The following is an 18,241-nucleotide window of genomic DNA, read 5'->3' on the forward strand; positions in this document are numbered from 1 at the left end:
TTATGTTGCGAAAACGAAGTAACCGTTTGTTGCATAAAAGCATAAGCATAACAATTGCCTTCGGGGCAATTGTTATGCTTCTTTCATTTTCTTCCTGCGGCGGTAAGAAGAATACGCTGGGCGACGCCATCACAGAACGTGATTCATTACCGGTGATGAATACACTGGGAGTAACTACTCTTATATCCGACTCGGGAGTGACACGTTATCGGGTGAATACAGAAGAATGGACGGTGTACGACCGCAAGAAACCTTCCTATTGGGCATTTGAAAAGGGAGTTTATCTGGAACAATTTGATTCTATCTTTAATATTGAAGCCAGCATCAAGGCAGATACCGCTTATTATTATGATAAGCAGAAACTCTGGAAACTGATAGGGAATGTAGATATACAGAACCGGAAAGGGGAGCGTTTCAATACCGAGTTGCTTTATTGGAACGAGGCAACTCAAAAAGTCTATTCCGACAAGTTTATACGTATCCAGCAGCCGGATCGTGTAATTACCGGACATGGTTTTGACTCCAATCAGCAAATGACCGTTTATGTCATTCAGAATATTGAGGGCATTTTCTATGTTGACGAAAATGGGGGAACTGCTCAACCGGAAGTAAAAGCATTGCCGCCGGATTCGACGAAAAAAGATTCTGTGAAATAAACTATGAATATTTATATCTCTTTACTCATCACTATGGCTTTCTCCGCTTTCTTCTCAGGAATGGAGATCGCGTTTGTCTCAGTAGATAAGTTGCGCTTTGAAATGGAACGTAAGGGGGGAATCACATCCCGTATTCTTTCCATCTTTTTCAAGAACTCGAACGAATTTATCTCTACCATGCTGGTAGGAAACAATATAGCATTGGTTATCTATGGTATATTGATGGCACAGATCATCGGTGATAATCTGTTGGCTGGTTTTATTGATAACCACTTTCTGATGGTGTTGGCGCAGACCGTCATCTCTACTCTGATTATTTTGGTGACTGGAGAGTTTCTTCCTAAAACATTGTTTAAGATCAATCCCAATCTGGTCTTGAATGTTGCCGCTATTCCGCTTTTTATTTGTTATGTCATTTTATATCCTGTCTCGAAGTTATCTTCCGGTTTGTCTTGCCTTTTTCTTCGTATATTCGGTATGAAGGTAAATAAGGATGCTTCGGACAAGGCTTTCGGAAAAGTCGATCTGGACTACTTCGTGCAGAGTAGCATCGATAATGCTGCGAATGAAGAAGAATTGGATACGGAAGTGAAAATCTTTCAAAATGCACTTGATTTCTCAAACATAAAAATACGTGACTGTATCGTTCCGCGTACCGAAGTCGTTGCGGTTGACCTTACTACTTCGCTGGATGAACTCAAGAGTCGTTTTATAGAATCCGGGATCTCGAAGATCATTGTGTATGACGGAAATATCGATAATGTGGTCGGTTTTATTCATTCGTCGGAAATGTTTCGTGATCCGAAAGACTGGCGTGATAACGTGAAAGACGTGCCGATCGTACCCGAAACGATGTCTGCCCACAAACTGATGAAGCTGTTTATGTTGCAAAAGAGGACGATTGCCGTGGTAGTAGATGAGTTTGGAGGTACATCCGGCATTGTGTCGTTGGAAGATTTGGTAGAAGAAATATTTGGTGATATAGAAGATGAACATGACAATACTTCCTATATCTGCAAGAAAATTGACGAAGATGAATATGTTTTGTCCGCCCGTCTGGAGATAGAAAAAGTCAATGAAATGTTCGGACTTGATCTGCCCGAATCGGACGACTATCTGACGGTAGGCGGATTGATACTGAACCAATATCAGAGCTTCCCGAAACTGCACGAATTGGTACGTGTCGGCCGTTATCAGTTTAAAATAATCAAGGTGACAGCGACAAAAATAGAACTTGTACGCTTAAAAGTCATGGAATAATGGCGATAACCGTGAAATTTTTAGCTAATAAATAGAAGCATATTAGCATTTTTTGTATCTTCGTGCGCTAAAATGACAATAGAAAGAAATAATAATAAACATAAATCGTATTAATCAAAATGGCAACATTACAAAACATTAGGTCGAAAGGACCTCTATTGGTGATTGTTATCGGTTTGGCGCTGTTTGCTTTCATCGCGGGTGACGCGTGGAAGGTGATGCAACCGCACCAGGCACATGACGTAGGTGAGGTGAACGGAGATGCTCTTTCCGCTCAAGAGTATCAGAATCTGGTAGAAGAATATACCGAAGTGATAAAACTCTCCCGTGGAGTGACTGCACTGAACGACGAACAGACCAATCAGGTGCGCGACGAAGTATGGCGTTCCTACGTTAATAACAAACTGGTTGAGAAAGAAGCAAAAGCATTGGGACTGACAGTTTCTGCTGCTGAAATTCAGGATATCCTGAAAGCAGGCGTGCATCCGTTGTTGCAACAGACTCCTTTCCGCAACCCGCAGACCGGTGCTTTCGATAAGGATATGCTCAATAAGTTCCTGGTAGATTACGCTAAAATGAACGAATCTCAGATGCCGGCTCAGTATGCAGAACAGTACAACAACATGTACAAATACTGGTCATTCATCCAGAAGACATTGGTTCAGAGCCGCCTGGCAGAGAAATATCAGGCATTGGTAGCAAAAGCGCTTCTCTCTAACCCGGTAGAAGCACAGGACGCTTTTGACGCAAGAGTGAATCAATATGACTTGTTGATGGCTGCCGTTCCTTATTCTTCTATAGTAGATTCTACAATCGTTGTGAAAGAATCGGAACTGAAAGACCTTTATAACAAGAAAAAAGAACAGTTCAAGCAATATCAGGAAAGCCGTGATATCAAGTACATTGATGTTCAGGTGACTGCAAGTGCGGAAGACAGAGCTGCTATCCAGCAGGAAGTAGACGAAGCTACTGCACAGCTGGCTACTACAACAGATGACTATACTTCTTTTATCCGTTCTGTAGGCTCGGAAGCTCCTTATGTAGACTTGTTCTATAATAAAACAGCTTTCCCGTCAGATGTAGTTGCCCGTCTGGACTCTGCATCCGTTGGTTCTGTTTATGGTCCGTACTATAATGGTGCCGACAATACTATCAATTCATTCAAAGTGGTTGCAAAAACAGCTGCTGCCGACTCAATCGAGTTCCGTCAGATTCAGGTGTTTGCAGAAGACGCTTTGAAGACAAAAGCCTTGGCGGACAGTATCTATACTGCTATCAAAGGCGGTGCTAACTTCGCAGATCTGGCTAAGAAATACGGTCAGACGGGTGAGACTAACTGGATGAGCTCTGCACAGTATGAAGGCGCACAGATCGATGGTGACAACCTGAAGTTTATCTCTGCTATCAATAATACAGGCGTGAACGAAGTAGTAAACCTGCCGTTGGGACAAGCTAATGTAATCCTGCAAGTGACTAACAAGAAAGCTGTGAAGGATAAATATAAAGTAGCTGTTGTGAAACGTGAAGTTGAATTCAGCAAAGAAACTTATAACCGTGCTTACAATGATTTCAGCCAGTTCATCGCTGCCAATCCTACTGCTGAAAAGATGATCGCTAACGCTGAAGAAGCCGGATACAAACTGCTTGACAGAAGAGACTTGTATAGCTCAGAACATACTATCGGTGGTGTAAGAGGTACTAAAGAAGCATTGAGATGGGCATTTTCCGCTAAACCGGGTGATGTTTCCGGTTTGTATGAATGTGGCGAAAGCGACCATATGGTTGCAGTAGCTCTGGTTGGTGTTACTCCGGAAGGATATCGTCCGCTGAAAGCTGTACAGGATCAGTTGAGAGCTGAAATCGTTAAAGATAAGAAAGCCGAAAAGATCATGGCTGACATGAAGGCTGCCAATGCAACTTCTCTCGACCAGTACAAGGCTATGTCCGGCGCAGTCAGCGATTCTTTGAAGCTGGTTACATTTGCCGCTCCCGCTTATGTTTCTGCATTGCGCAGCAGCGAACCGTTGGTAGGTGCTTATGCTTCTGTGGCTGAAATGAATAAACTGAGCGCTCCGATCAAAGGTAATGCCGGTGTATTTGTGCTTCAGATGTATGGCAAAGACAAACTGAGCGATACTTTCAACGCTAAAGATGAAGAAGCTACATTGGCTAACATGCACGCACGCTTCGCAAGCCGTCTGATGAACGACCTGTATCTGAAAGGAAAAGTGAAGGATACACGTTACCTGTTCTTCTAAGATTAGTCGTAAAAACGATAACTGCAAAAGGTCGTTCCATGCTTTGGAACGACCTTTTTTGCTAACTTTTACATCCTTGCTATACGGAAATCGACTTTATTTCCTTACATTTGCAAATATAAACCATGAACAGAAAGAATGATGTCTAAATATCCCCTCTTAGGAATGACGCTTATAGAGCTGCAGTCACTGGTGAAACGTCTGGGAATGCCGGGCTTTGCAGCCAAACAGATTGCATCCTGGCTTTATGATAAGAAGGTGACTTCGATTGATGAAATGACTAACTTGTCGTTGAAATACCGGGAGTTACTGAAGCAGAACTATGAGGTAGGAGCTGAAGCTCCGGTGGAGGAAATGCGCTCTGTAGACGGTACGGTGAAATACCTGTACCCTGTGGGCGAGAATCATTTTGTGGAGTCGGTGTATATTCCGGATGATGAACGGGCGACTTTATGCATTTCTTCGCAGGTAGGCTGCAAAATGAACTGCAAGTTCTGTATGACCGGGAAACAAGGCTACTCTGCCAACCTGACCGCCCATCAGATTATCAATCAGATTCACTCCTTGCCCGAACGGGACAAACTGACGAATGTCGTCATGATGGGAATGGGCGAACCGCTCGATAATCTGGAAGAGGTGTTGAAGGCATTGGACATACTGACTGGGTCCTATGGTTATGCATGGAGTCCGAAGCGGATTACCGTTTCAACTGTCGGATTGCGGAAAGGATTGCGGCGCTTTATCGAAGAAAGCGACTGTCACCTTGCCATCAGCCTGCATTCTCCGGTGACCGCCCAGCGTGCGGAACTGATGCCGGCGGAGAAAGCCTTTTCTATCACGGAAATGGTGGAACTGTTAAAAAACTATGATTTTAGCAAACAGCGTCGACTTTCGTTTGAGTATATTGTTTTTAAGGGGCTTAATGATTCGCAAGTTTATGCCAAGGAGTTACTCAAACTGCTTCGCGGACTGGATTGCCGGATGAACCTGATCCGTTTCCATTCTATTCCGGGAGTAGCCCTTGAAGGAGCCGATATGGATACAATGACCCGTTTCCGTGACTATCTGACCACGCACGGGCTTTTCACTACCATTCGTGCTTCGCGGGGAGAGGATATTTTTGCGGCATGCGGTATGCTGTCGACTGCGAAACAGGAGGAAAATAATAAAAGTTAATATAAAAATCGAACATCATGAAAAAGTACTTTTTTTATTTAAGCATGGCTCTGGTAGCCTTCGTAGTTGCTTCTTGTGGATTAAAGGGGAATCATACCTCTAGCGGTCGTCCGTATGAACTGTTGGTTGTAGTAGATGCGGGAGTGTGGGACCGTGCCGCCGGAAGGGCCTTGCATGATGTGCTTGATTCTGACATGCCGGGACTGCCCCAGTCGGAACCTTCTTTCCGGATTATGTATACTTCACCGAAGGACTATGATTCTACGCTGAAGTTGATCCGTAATATTGTGATAGTAGATATAAAAGATATTTATACCAAAGGTACTTTCAAGTATGCGAAAGACGTTTATGCTTCTCCACAGATGATACTGACCATTCAGGCTCCGAACGAAGAAGTGTTTGAGAAGTTTGTCGAAGAAAACAAGCAGACGATTATCGACTTCTTCACTCGCGCTGAAATGAACCGTCAGATTACTTTGCTGGAGGAAAAGCACAACAACTTTATCTCAAATAAGGTAGATAGTCTGTTTGGCTGCGATATCTGGATACCTTCCGAACTGAATAACTCCAAGACAGGAGAGGACTTCTTCTGGGCATCTACCAATACAGGCAGCGCGGATCGCAATTTCGTGATGTATTCTTATCCTTATACTGACAAGGATACATTCACCAAAGAATACTTTGTTCATAAGCGCGATTCTGTGATGAAAGCCAATATCCCCGGATATAAAGAAGGCGTATATATGTCGACAGACTCGTTACTGACCGATGTTCGTCCGATCAACGTGCACAATGACTACACGATGGAAGCTCGTGGATTGTGGCGCATGAAGGGTGACTTCATGGGTGGCCCGTTCGTTTCCCATACTCGTCTGGATCAGAAGAACCAACGTATTATTACAGCAGAAATATTTGTATATTCACCCGATAAAATGAAACGCAATCTGGTTCGCCAGATGGAAGCATCTCTTTATACGCTGAAACTTCCGCAAGAAGGTCAGCAGAGTCAGATTCCACTGGGGGTAACCAGAGAAGCGGAACCAACTAATAAATAAAAACATGGAAGAAAACAAAATAAGAATCGGCATTACCCAAGGAGATATCAACGGGGTAGGTTATGAAGTGATCTTGAAGACATTCTCAGACCCTACCATGCTTGAGCTATGTACTCCGATTATCTACGGTTCACCTAAAGTAGCGGCTTACCATCGTAAAGCACTGGATGTACAGGCTAATTTCAGCATTGTCAACACAGCTTCCGAAGCCGGATACAACCGTCTGAGTGTAGTGAACTGTACAGATGACGAAGTGAAAGTGGAATTCTCCAAACCCGATCCCGAAGCAGGTAAGGCTGCATTGGGTGCTTTGGAGCGTGCCATAGAAGAGTATCGTGAGGGGCTGATCGACGTCATTGTGACAGCTCCGATCAACAAACATACCATTCAGTCGGAAGAGTTCTCTTTCCCCGGGCATACGGAGTATATTGAAGAACGTCTGGGCAATGGAAACAAGTCACTGATGATCCTGATGAAAAACGATTTTCGTGTGGCTTTAGTAACGACGCATATTCCGGTAAGGGAGATTGCTACAACAATCACCAAGGAACTGATTCAGGAAAAGCTGATGATTTTCCATCGTTGTCTGAAACAGGATTTCGGTATCGGTGCGCCCCGTATTGCAGTGCTTTCACTGAATCCTCATGCAGGAGACGGCGGACTGCTGGGTATGGAAGAACAGGAAATCATTATCCCTGCCATGAAAGAAATGGAAGAGAAAGGGATCATCTGTTACGGTCCTTATGCTGCGGACGGTTTTATGGGTTCGGGCAATTATACTCACTTTGACGGAATCCTTGCTATGTATCATGATCAGGGACTGGCTCCGTTCAAAGCCCTGGCTATGGAAGACGGTGTGAACTATACCGCCGGACTGCCGGTTGTACGTACCTCTCCGGCTCATGGAACAGCCTATGACATCGCCGGTAAAGGACTGGCCAGCGAAGACTCTTTCCGTCAGGCTATTTATGTAGCGATTGATGTATTCCGCAACCGCCAGCGCGAGAAAGCGGCACGGGTAAACCCGTTGCGGAAGCAGTATTACGAGAAACGGGACGATAGTGATAAACTAAAACTGGATACAGTAGACGAAGATTAAGTAATAGGTATTAAGTAATAAGTATTAAGTATTAGCCATGCGGATGGAAGCGAGATGATAATGATGGTAATACTTAATACTTATTACTTAATACTTATTACCTATTACTTAATATTAAGATAGATGACCAAAGCGGAGATACAACAAGTGAAACAGCGTTTCGGTATTATTGGCAATACCGAGGCTTTATCACGTGCCATAGATGTTGCCATTCAGGTAGCGCCTACCGATTTGTCTGTGCTGATTACCGGAGAAAGTGGTGTCGGAAAAGAAAGTTTTCCACAGATCATTCATCAATATAGCCGGAGAAAGCACGGACAGTATATTGCTGTCAACTGCGGTGCCATACCGGAAGGTACGATCGATTCCGAACTGTTCGGACACGAGAAAGGAGCATTTACCGGTGCTATTGGTGAGCGGAAAGGATATTTTGGAGAAGCTGACGGTGGAACCATCTTCCTTGATGAAGTGGGAGAGTTGCCGTTGCCTACACAGGCGCGTCTGCTTCGTGTACTTGAAAGCGGTGAATTTATCAAGGTAGGTTCATCCAAAGTTCAAAAGACGGATGTGCGTATTGTGGCAGCTACCAACGTGAACCTGACACAAGCCATTGCCGAAGGACGTTTTCGGGAAGATTTGTATTATCGGTTGAACACGGTGCCTATTCAGATACCACCTTTGCGTGAGCGCGGAGATGATGTGCTGTTGTTGTTCCGTAAGTTTGCCGCAGACTTTGCCGAAAAGTACCGGATGCCGGCTATCCAGCTGACGGAAGATGCCAAGAAGATATTGCTTGCTTATCCGTGGCCGGGAAACGTCCGGCAGTTGAAGAATATCACAGAGCAGATTTCGATTATAGAAACAAACCGTGAGATAACGGCTGCGATTCTGCAGACCTATCTTCCGGCACAGAATACCCAACGCCTTCCGGCACTGTTCGGCACACGCGAGAGCAAGAGCTTTGAGAGCGAACGCGAAATACTATATTCTGTCTTGTTCGATATGCGCCAGGAAGTGGCGGAACTGAAGAAGATGGTGCACAATATGATGGCCGAACGTGCGGGACAAGTCGGACAGATGGGACAGGTAGTGGCTACTCCGGTAGTGACGACGACGCACCAACCATCTGTGCCGGCCATTATCCATGCTGTGCAGCAACCGTCTGTTTGTCCCAAAGAAGACGATGACGATATTCAGGACACGGAAGAATATGTGGAAGAAACCCTTTCGCTCGATGAAGTGGAAAAAGAAATGATACGTAAAGCGCTTGAGAGGCATCATGGTAAGCGGAAAAGTGCGGCAAAGGATCTGAATATCTCCGAGCGTACCCTTTACAGAAAAATAAAAGAATATGAATTGGATTAAGAAAATAGCACGACCGCTGATACTGATTGTTTTACCGGCAGTCATCATCGCCTGTAGTGTGTCCTATAAGTTTAATGGCTCCTCTATCAATTACGATAAGGTGAAGACCATTTCGATTGCTGATTTCCCGATTAAGTCGGAGTATGTGTATGCTCCGCTGGCTACCAAGTTCAATGAAGACCTGAAAGATATCTTCATCAGACAGACCCGTCTGCAACTGCTGAAACCGAACCAGAATGCGGATCTGCAGATTGACGGTGAAATTACGGGCTACAACCAGTATAACCAGGCAGTGTCTGCCGATGGTTACTCTTCGGAAACGAAGCTGACCATCACGGTCAATGTACGCTTTGTCAACAACACAAATCACGCCGAAGACTTCGAACAACAATTCTCAGCTTTCCGTACCTATGATTCCAGCCAGCTGCTGACGGCCGTACAGGATGGATTAATAGCGGAAATGAGTAAAGAGATAACCGACCAAATATTTAATGCAACTGTAGCAAACTGGTAATTTAATGACTTCTGTTAACTTGCAACAATGGATTCAGCATCCCGAGACGCTGAATAGGGATACTTTGTACGAACTGCGCAACCAGCTCGCGAGGTATCCGTATTTTCAGTCGCTCCGGTTGTTGTATCTCAAGAACCTGTATATTCTCCACGACATTAATTTCGGTGCGGAACTGCGGAAAGCCGTTCTGTATATTGCCGACCGACGGAAACTGTTTCATCTGATCGAAGGCGAACGCTTCGCTGTCGAATCCCAGAAGAAAGGGTTGCCTCTCTCTGAAGTATTGAAAGATGAGCCTACCGTCGACCGGACACTGGCTCTGATCGATGCTTTCCTTTCGACGGCTCCCGAAGAAGTAACCAGTCAGACAAGCTTTGATTACTCCATGGACTATACGGCATACCTTCTCGAAGAGACACCTGTCGCCGACGAGCCGGCAGAGGCAATGCCCAAGCTGAAAGGACACGAGCTGATTGACAACTTTATCGAAAAAAGCGAGACTGATCCAGTCGTATACCTGAAACCTTTGAGGGAAGAAGAGAAAGCAAAGGCAGCTTCTTCCGCTGAAACAAACGAAACGGGCAGAACAGACGAAACAACTGAAACCAACACCATAGAAGAGGAAGATGACAGCTGTTTCACAGAAACTTTGGCCAAAATCTACGTAAAACAGCAACGATATTCGAAAGCTCTTGAAATAATTAAAAAATTAAGCTTGAAATATCCAAAAAAAAATGCTTACTTTGCAGACCAAATCAGATTTTTGGAGAAATTGATTATTAACGCTAATTCAAAATAACTAAAAATGTACTTATTATTCATTATCTTAATGGTGATTGCAGCCTTGCTGATGTGCTTCATCGTGCTGATTCAGAATTCAAAAGGAGGCGGACTTGCTTCTGGTTTTTCTTCATCAAACGCTATCATGGGCGTGCGCAAGACTACAGATTTTCTGGAAAAAGCAACTTGGGGTCTGGCTATCTTCATGGTTGTGATGAGCGTTGCTACTGCTTACGTTGTTCCTTCTTCTTCTGCAGCTAAAGATGTATTGTTGGAACAAGCACAGAAAGAACAACAAACCAACCCGTATAATATGCCTACCGGTACTGCTGCTCCTCAGACAGATGCTACTGCTCCTGCAGAGTCTGCACCAGCAACGGAAGCTCCGGCTACTGAAACTCCTGCTCCTGTAGCAGAATAATTCAGTGACAGGATATTCGGTTTAAACTTATTGAGTGAACGGGCTTTTTGACCCGTTCTCTTCATTATAGGCGCGAATTACGCGAATTACAAGAGATTCTAATAGAATCGTGTAATACGTGTAGTTCGCGTCTGTCTTTATTATTGGGCCCGGTCTGCTCTTCTTCATACAGGAATATCCGGTCAGATGTCCTTTTTCTTATAAAATGTTCTCCTTTTTTAGTAAAACAAATGATAATTAGTTAACTTTGTTGCCCGTTACGAGATTATTAACTCCTTTTAAATATTACAATGACAGAACAATTGAAACAAAAGCTGAATGACTCCGCAGTGCTGCGTTGGAGTGTTCTAGCATTAGTCGCTTTTACCATGTTGTGCGGCTACTTCCTCACAGACGTTATGTCTCCTCTGAAACCCATGCTTGAAAAAGAACTTCTCTGGGACAGTTTAGATTACGGTTTTTTCACCAGTGCTTATGGCTGGTTTAATGTATTCCTGCTGATGCTCATCTTTGGTGGTATCATTCTGGATAAGATGGGAGTACGCTTCACCGGAATGGGTGCCTGTTTATTGATGGTGTTCGGTTGTGGATTGAAATATTATGCTATTACTACTACTTTCCCGGAAGGTGCGATGCTTTTCGGATTCAAGATGCAAGTCACATTGGCTGCATTGGGTTATGCTATTTTCGGTGTAGGAGTCGAAATTGCGGGTATCACCGTTTCGAAGATTATCGTGAAGTGGTTTAAAGGCAAAGAGATGGCTCTCGCTATGGGACTGGAAATGGCGACCGCGCGTATTGGAACAACTTTGGCCATGGTGCTTACCGTTCCTTTGGCAGACTTCTTCGGGTCTACGGATGAGAGCGGCGTATTCCATACCAATATTCCCGCTCCGATTCTGTTCTGTCTCGTCATGTTGTGCGTAGGTACCATCGCATTCTTCATCTATACTTTCTACGATAAGAAACTGGATGCTTCACTGGATGCGGAAGGGCTGGAACCGGAAGAACCTTTCCGCATGAAAGACATTGTCTATATCATTACCAACAAAGGATTCTGGCTGATCGCATTACTGTGCGTATTGTTCTATTCGGCTGTATTCCCCTTCATCAAGTATGCGGCCGATTTGATGGTACAGAAGTACAATGTTGATCCGAAACTTGCGGGAACGATTCCCGGATTGCTGCCGATTGGCGCGATCATCCTGACACCATTGTTCGGTTCATTATATGACCGTATCGGTAAGGGAGCCACGCTGATGGTGATCGGGTCGGTGATGCTGATTTTCGTACACACGATGTTCGCTCTTCCTATTCTGAATATATGGTGGTTTGCAACGGTGATCATGATTATTCTGGGATTTGCTTTCTCATTGGTTCCTTCGGCAATGTGGCCTTCGGTTCCGAAGATTATTCCGGAGAAACAGTTGGGAACGGCTTATGCGTTGATCTTTTGGGTACAGAACTGGGGATTGATGGGCGTGCCTTTGCTGATCGGATGGGTGTTGAACTCTTATTGCAAAGGTCCGGTTGTAGATGGTGCACAGACTTATGATTATACCTTGCCGATGGCTATTTTTGCTATGTTCGGTGTACTTGCCCTGATTGTTGCCTTGATGCTGAAAGTGGAAAACAAGAAGAAAGGCTACGGACTGGAAGAAGCAAATATTCAGAAATAATCACAGTATATATTCTATCTGAAAAGATATAAAAGAGAAAAGATATGGCTACGAAAGAGAAAATAAACCTCCTGGAGGTGATACCTTGTCGTAACGAACATATTAAAGCTGAACAGGAAGGGGAGACTATTGTGCTCTCCTTCCCTCGTTTTAAACGTTCGTGGATGAGTCGTTATTTATTGCCGAAAGGAATGTCCAAAGATATTCATGTGCGTCTGGAAGAACACGGTACGGCCGTATGGAACCTGATAGACGGGCAGCGGACGGTTCGTGAGATTATAGAAAAACTCGCAGACCACTTTCAATATGAAGCAGGCTACGAGTCTCGTGTATCTACCTATCTTTCCCAATTACAGAAAGACGGATTTATTAAATGGATAATTATCCATTAAAAAAGATTGCCCACAGGAGGACAGCACATCCTATCAGTACGCCCATAATGATAAGCGTTCCCCATACGAAATAGCTGTTATCTTTTTCTTTTTTCTTTTCCGAATCCTTGATGATGCGTTCCATCTCTTCCGGAGTCGTATCCGGCAGAAGATAAGGGTCGTTGTTTCTTCTAAGTCGCCCTAACTTGTCATTTCTCCGTTCACGGCGTAAGCGGGAGGCTTCTTTGCCGTCTTTCAGCCGACGTATCATGTCGAGCATATGTCCTTCGCCACCCATCGTTTTGTTTTTTTAGAGGTTTTATTTGCTTTCTTCTCTATCTACTTTCAGTAGTCCACCGGTCACCGGATCAAAGTAAACTTTGATGGTCGAGTTCTTGTTGAATAATACCGGAGCAAGGTATTCTATGATACCGAACTGAGTAACAGGTATTTCTCCTTCATACAATTTCTTTTTGCCGTCCGTCAGCGTCACCATTGCCTGTCCCGGTACGTTATAAGCAATGCCTTCCATCTCTTTCTTCTTTTTTCCGTCCTCTTGCGGAATCTTCACCGTTTTCAGGTCTTTCAGACTGATGTAGAATGGAGTGCCTGCCAAATCGTTGTTGGCAACTATACCCAGCTTCTTTGAAAAGCGGAAAGCTACCTCATTGTCGAATTCCTTATCCGGAGTGAGGCGGACAGTAAATGTCTTTTCTTCTTTATTGCGGACTCCCGAAAACATCTCGGTCATGGCTTCTTCCTGAAGATTCAGGTTGTCGAGCATGATTTTGAGCTGTGCGCCGTCCGAAGGCATATTATCTGCTTGTCCGCGCAATAATGCGTTTTTACTTTCGCGGATATTATAGATTTCCTTTGCTACCAGTTCGGCCATCTTGGCGGTTGAACTTGCCATCAGAATTTCTTCTGTGAGAAAGTCGCGGGGATTGGCTTTTCGTTGGGGAGCAACGGCATTGTTTGCTGCATTCTTTGCATTGTTACTGCTGTAGGGGACGTTGATTGATTTGATAAGACCCTCTTCAGTCAGTTCCATAAGAGGAGCTACGGTTTTGTCTTTCAGTTTGACGAAATAAGTAGCTTCGCTGTTTGGTACACCTACAGGTTTCACTTTGACACTGTTCAGTTCCCAGTATTCTTCGGGTTCGGCAGAGACGTTGGTCAGTCTCAGGTAGCGGTCGGCGTATTTGCTGAATTCACCCGGCTTATAGTTGACTTTGTTTGCTTTTATTTCTATTTCTATCTGGGTTTTGGGGAGGGCGTACACTACTCCGTAGTCTTTTCCTCGCGTCACTCCTGTCAGCACTTCGGTCTGCGCATAGGCGGAAGTTGCCATTAGTAGTCCTGTTGCTATGATTAACTTTTTCATATTCGGTTCTTTTTAGCTGATTTTGAAAAACAAAGTTAATGAAGTTATTGAATAAACCGTAAGTTCTTAACTTTTATTCGCTTACAAGTCGCCATGCCGTCGGCAGACAAGTCACGATATCACTTGCGATTAATCCGATCATGCCCTGTTTTTTCTGGGCGATGTCTCCGGCCAATCCGTGAATGTAAGTACCGATCTTTGCGGCGTCTTCGGCGGGATAGCCTTGCGCAAGGAGTGCAAGGATTACTCCTGTCAGTACATCTCCGCTGCCTCCTGTTGCCATACCGGGATTACCGGTCTGGTTGAAGTAACATTTGCCTTCGGGGGTGATAATGGCGGAATAAGCTCCCTTCAGAATGATATGTACTTTGGCAGTGTGCGCCAGTTCGCAGGCTTTCATCAGTCGTTCGTATGAGTCCTGACATTTGCCGACCAGGCGTTCCAGCTCTTTCGGGTGAGGGGTGAGGATGGAACCTTTCGGCAGATGGGTGAGCGTATGCCGGTGATTGGCCAGAATATTGAGTGCGTCGGCATCCAGTACCGTCGGAGTCTGACAATGTTCCAGTTGTTCTATCAGGGCGGCTTCCGTTTCCTCGTTGCGACCGAGTCCCGGACCGATGCCGACAGCTTGGTAATCGTCCGTATCGGTAGGTACGGCAAAGCATGTTTCGCTGACATCTGTTTCTACCATGGCTTCGGGGGCGGACGTTTGCAGAATATCGTTGTTGCATAACGGCGCGTGTACCGTCAGCAGACCTACTCCCGATCGCAGACAGGCACGGGCGGCCAGTACCGATGCACCTGCCATTCCTTTTGAGCCGGCTATCAGCAGGGCATGTCCGAAGTTTCCTTTATGGGCGAATTGTTGGCGTGGTTTGATCAGTGAACGGATTTCTTCGATTTCCAGCATTTCGTAGTTTGTTTCAGTCTCTTCGATTCCTTCTTCGCTCAGCTGGATGTCCAATAACTCCCATTCGCCAACGAATTCTGTATTTTCGGCGAAGAGGAATGCCAGTTTAGGAAGTTGCAGACTGAAAGTGACGTCCGCACGGATAATATTGCTTTTTACATTGAATGTATTTTCTTCTCCCATCAGTCCGGAAGGAATGTCGATGGAGACTACCATGGCGGGAGAGGCATTGATATATTTCACGACGGCAGCGAATCCTCCGCTCAATGGTTTGTTGAGTCCGGAACCGAATAATCCGTCGATCACGAGATGCTCCGGTGTCAGTGTGGGAGGTACGAACTGGGTGCTGATTTCATGGAAAGTTACTTCTTCCATCATCTCTACCAGTTCTTTGTTGGTCTGACAGTCGGGCGAAAGTTCGCCTTTCGTGTTGAAGAGATATACTTCGATCTTGTATCCTTTTTCCGCCATCATGCGGGCGACGGCGAGGGCGTCTCCACCGTTATTGCCCGGTCCGGCAAAGATGGTAACAGGTGTTTCCGGATTCCATCTGTTGGTGATGGCTTTAGTCAGCGCCTGTGCGGCACGTTCCATTAAATCTATGGATGCAATCGGTTCATGTTCAATGGTATAAGCATCTAACTTCTTAATGCTGCTGCTTGGAAATATTTTCATTGCGATATTCTTTTAGTTTTCGACGCACAAACTTACACAAAAACTCTGAATTAATCCTTTATTCCGGTTGGTTTTCGGCTTTAGATAAAGTGGCAAATTGAAAAATGCAGGGGAAATCAGAAGTTATCTTGGGGTGGCTTTGTCCTGTCTGTCTGTGATTCCTCAGTTGGGGGGCGGATATTTCTCTGCTAAGGTACGGGCATTCTTCAGATAAGATGCGGAGACTCTTCGGCTAAGATGCAGGTATTCTTCTCTTAAAGTGCCTTTCTCTTTAGTTGCTCACGGCCGTGACAAGACCTCGCCACGACCGTGAGCAATGCTAATCACGGTCGTGAACAATGCTTGTCACGGCCGTGGTCAGTTAATGATATCGGTGCTTTGATGTAACTATTCTTCTGCTTTCTTCTTAATCTTCCGATACTTTGAGAGATAGTTACGCCTTCTCCGGCCTGCTATAGAACTGCTTCCTTTATGAGTGTCTTCGGTGTTTGGAATAAAGCTGTTAGTAGATATGGTACAATATAAACAGCTAATGTCTTGATTATTTGCTTTTTTCGAAAAAAATGATATCTTTGTAGTGCAGTAATGTGCTTTACGTTATTCTCCTGTGCTCACAATGTTTAGATTATAAATATAAATTGTTTAATCTTCTAAAGTTTGCATGATGGAAAAGAAAAGAATTGGCTCAAATGCCGGGAAAGTATGGCGCATCTTAAATGAAAAGGGCGAACAGTCTATGTTCACTTTGTGCCATGAGTTAGGTTTGACGTTCGAGGATGTAGCGATTGCTATCGGCTGGTTGGCAAGGGAAAACAAAATCCTGCTTAGAAAAAAAGAAGGAATGCTCTATGCCAGTATTGAGAATGTTGAATTTACTTTTGGATAAATGGCGACTGACCCACATTTAAGGAGAATATCCACTTGATTATTTACACTGTTGAAAACTTAATAAGGTGGGTAACTGAGACTTCTTGCATGCCATCCTGTATTTTTCTATTCCATAAGAATCTTCTTTTTTGAGGCATTTAATCTACTTTTTAGTACCTTTGCACCCCATAAACTACTAAACACATAATTTCATGAGTTCATTGAAAGGGCATCCGAAAGGCCTTTACCTAATTTTCGCAACGAGCACGGCAGAACGTTTCAGTTACTACGGTATGCGTGCCATCTTTATCCTCTTTCTGACGCAGGCATTGCTTTTTGATAAAGAAGCGGCAGCCTCTATCTACGGTAGCTATACCGGACTGGTCTATCTGACTCCGTTGATCGGCGGATACATTGCCGATAAATATTGGGGCATCCGTCGTTCGGTGTTTTGGGGAGCGGTGATGATGGCAGTCGGTCAGTTCCTGATGTTTATGAGTGCCTCTTCACTGAACAATACAGACCTTGCCCACTGGCTGATGTATGGCGGACTCGGATTCATGATTTTAGGTAACGGTTGCTTTAAGCCTACCGTTTCTTCGCTCGTCGGGCAATTATATGAACCCGGGGACAAACGGTTGGATGCTGCATACACCATTTTCTATATGGGTGTTAATGTAGGTTCTTTCGCTGCTCCTTTGATTTGCGGTTTCTTGGGAGACACAGGGAATCCGCAGGACTTTAAATGGGGATTCCTCGCATCCGGAATCATGACGCTGTTCACTGTTGTCCTCTTTGAAACTCAGAAGAATAAATACCTTTTCTCTCCTTCCGGTGAACCAATTGGTATCGTCCCCGACGCCAGACGTGAAAAAAAGGAGGATAAAGCCGAACATATTTCACATCCGAAGATGGACAAACGTACCAAAGTACGTAATATCATCATCATTACTGCCCTTACAGTTGCCTTAATAGCTTTTTTTAGCTATGCCTTTAGCGATGACTGGATTAGTGTGGGTATCTTTACGGCTTGTATTGTCTTTCCAGTACTCATTCTGCTGGATGGTTCATTGACCAAAGTAGAACGTAGCCGTATTTTCGTAATCTATATCGTAGCTTTCTTCGTCATTTTCTTCTGGGCAGCTTACGAGCAGGCAGGAGCTTCTCTGACATTATTCGCTTCCGAACAGACTGACCGCAGCATTTTCGGCTGGGAGATGCCGGCTTCGTGGTTCCAGTCATTCAATCCGCTTTTTGTAGTGATCCTTGCCTATATTATGCCCGGTATATGGGGCTTTCTGAATAAGCGAAACATGGAACCGGCTTCCCCTACCAAACAGGCAATCGGTCTGTTGCTGCTTTCTCTTGGTTATCTCTTCATCTGTTTTGGAGTGAAAGATGCTATTCCAGGAGTAAAGGTGAGCATGATCTGGCTGACAGGACTTTATTTTATTCATACAATGGGAGAAATCGCTCTGTCACCTATCGGGCTTTCTATGGTTAATAAGTTGAGTCCGTTACGTTTCGCCTCCTTGATGATGGGGATCTGGTATCTTTCTACCGCCACCGCAAATAAATTTGCAGGTATGCTGAGTGGCCTCTATCCCGAAGACGGAAAAGTGAAATCAATCCTTGGTTATCAGATCGCTACCATGTATGACTTCTTCATGCTGTTCGTCATTATGTCCGGTGTTGCCTCACTGATTCTGTTCCTTCTCTCGAAGAAATTACAGAAGATGATGCACGGGGTAGAATAAAAAATTGTATTTTT

General features: G+C 44.6%; 17 protein-coding genes. 14 read left to right on the top strand and 3 right to left on the bottom strand.

The genetic code is table 11. From position 1 onward, the window contains the following. Positions 1-2: 2 nt before the first annotated feature. The 12 genes from lptC (at position 3) to BT_RS22100 (ending at position 12,655) form a co-directional block, all read left to right on the top strand. Entirely contained in the window at positions 3-656 is a 654-nt protein-coding gene (gene lptC, locus BT_RS22045; RefSeq protein ID WP_008764532.1) for an LPS export ABC transporter periplasmic protein LptC, read from the top strand. Positions 657-659: 3 nt separating this feature from the next. Next, positions 660-1,916: a hemolysin family protein gene (locus tag BT_RS22050; RefSeq protein WP_008760040.1), complete on the top strand. Its 1,257-nt coding sequence runs from the start codon at positions 660-662 to the stop codon at positions 1,914-1,916. 119 nt (positions 1,917-2,035) lie between these two features. After that, positions 2,036-4,174, top strand: coding sequence for a peptidylprolyl isomerase (locus tag BT_RS22055; protein WP_008764533.1), 2,139 nt, complete (start codon positions 2,036-2,038; stop codon positions 4,172-4,174). A 141-nt stretch (positions 4,175-4,315) separates the two neighbouring features. Further along, positions 4,316-5,350, top strand: coding sequence for a 23S rRNA (adenine(2503)-C(2))-methyltransferase RlmN (rlmN, locus tag BT_RS22060; RefSeq protein ID WP_032840521.1), 1,035 nt, complete (start codon positions 4,316-4,318; stop codon positions 5,348-5,350). A 17-nt stretch (positions 5,351-5,367) separates the two neighbouring features. Beyond that, a complete protein-coding gene (locus BT_RS22065) occupies positions 5,368-6,405 on the top strand; it encodes a DUF4837 family protein (RefSeq protein ID WP_008764535.1) in 1,038 nt (345 codons plus the stop codon). Between the two features lie 4 nt (positions 6,406-6,409). Further along, on the top strand, positions 6,410-7,504 hold the full coding sequence (gene pdxA / locus BT_RS22070; protein WP_008760044.1) for a 4-hydroxythreonine-4-phosphate dehydrogenase PdxA: 1,095 nt from the start codon (positions 6,410-6,412) through the stop codon (positions 7,502-7,504). A gap of 123 nt (positions 7,505-7,627) precedes the next feature. Continuing rightward, the gene (locus BT_RS22075) at positions 7,628-8,869 is read left to right on the top strand and encodes a sigma-54 interaction domain-containing protein (RefSeq protein WP_008760045.1); all 1,242 of its coding nucleotides are present in this window, start codon (positions 7,628-7,630) and stop codon (positions 8,867-8,869) included. Continuing rightward, on the top strand, positions 8,856-9,383 hold the full coding sequence (lptE, locus tag BT_RS22080; RefSeq protein WP_008764536.1) for an LptE family protein: 528 nt from the start codon (positions 8,856-8,858) through the stop codon (positions 9,381-9,383). Before BT_RS22075 ends, lptE begins: the two co-directional genes overlap by 14 nt. A gap of 4 nt (positions 9,384-9,387) precedes the next feature. Further along, on the top strand, positions 9,388-10,182 hold the full coding sequence (locus BT_RS22085) for a hypothetical protein (RefSeq protein ID WP_011109226.1): 795 nt from the start codon (positions 9,388-9,390) through the stop codon (positions 10,180-10,182). A gap of 6 nt (positions 10,183-10,188) precedes the next feature. After that, on the top strand, positions 10,189-10,584 hold the full coding sequence (gene secG, locus BT_RS22090; RefSeq protein WP_011109227.1) for a preprotein translocase subunit SecG: 396 nt from the start codon (positions 10,189-10,191) through the stop codon (positions 10,582-10,584). 290 nt (positions 10,585-10,874) lie between these two features. Further along, a complete protein-coding gene (locus BT_RS22095) occupies positions 10,875-12,263 on the top strand; it encodes an MFS transporter (RefSeq protein ID WP_011109228.1) in 1,389 nt (462 codons plus the stop codon). Between the two features lie 44 nt (positions 12,264-12,307). Next, positions 12,308-12,655, top strand: a complete 348-nt coding sequence (locus BT_RS22100; RefSeq protein WP_008760049.1) for a PqqD family protein — start codon at positions 12,308-12,310, stop codon at positions 12,653-12,655. On the opposite strand, the gene BT_RS22105 is transcribed toward BT_RS22100, so the two are convergent. The 3 genes from BT_RS22105 to BT_RS22115 form a co-directional block, all read right to left on the bottom strand. Continuing rightward, a complete protein-coding gene (locus BT_RS22105; protein ID WP_011109229.1) occupies positions 12,645-12,932 on the bottom strand; it encodes a hypothetical protein in 288 nt (95 codons plus the stop codon). The genes BT_RS22100 and BT_RS22105 overlap by 11 nt on opposite strands. Positions 12,933-12,953: 21 nt before the next feature. Beyond that, positions 12,954-14,018, bottom strand: coding sequence for a DUF4831 family protein (locus BT_RS22110; protein ID WP_008764542.1), 1,065 nt, complete (start codon positions 14,016-14,018; stop codon positions 12,954-12,956). A 73-nt stretch (positions 14,019-14,091) separates the two neighbouring features. Then, entirely contained in the window at positions 14,092-15,603 is a 1,512-nt protein-coding gene (locus BT_RS22115; RefSeq protein WP_011109230.1) for a bifunctional ADP-dependent NAD(P)H-hydrate dehydratase/NAD(P)H-hydrate epimerase, read from the bottom strand. 661 nt (positions 15,604-16,264) lie between these two features. Between BT_RS22115 and BT_RS22120 the strand changes: the two genes are divergently transcribed. Together BT_RS22120 and BT_RS22125 are read left to right on the top strand one after the other, a co-directional pair. Then, positions 16,265-16,489, top strand: a complete 225-nt coding sequence (locus BT_RS22120; protein ID WP_008760053.1) for a winged helix-turn-helix domain-containing protein — start codon at positions 16,265-16,267, stop codon at positions 16,487-16,489. 193 nt (positions 16,490-16,682) lie between these two features. Then, on the top strand, positions 16,683-18,227 hold the full coding sequence (locus BT_RS22125) for a peptide MFS transporter (RefSeq protein WP_008764544.1): 1,545 nt from the start codon (positions 16,683-16,685) through the stop codon (positions 18,225-18,227). Positions 18,228-18,241 lie beyond the last annotated feature (14 nt).

Source organism: Bacteroides thetaiotaomicron VPI-5482 (assembly GCF_000011065.1).
Lineage (GTDB): Bacteria > Bacteroidota > Bacteroidia > Bacteroidales > Bacteroidaceae > Bacteroides > Bacteroides thetaiotaomicron.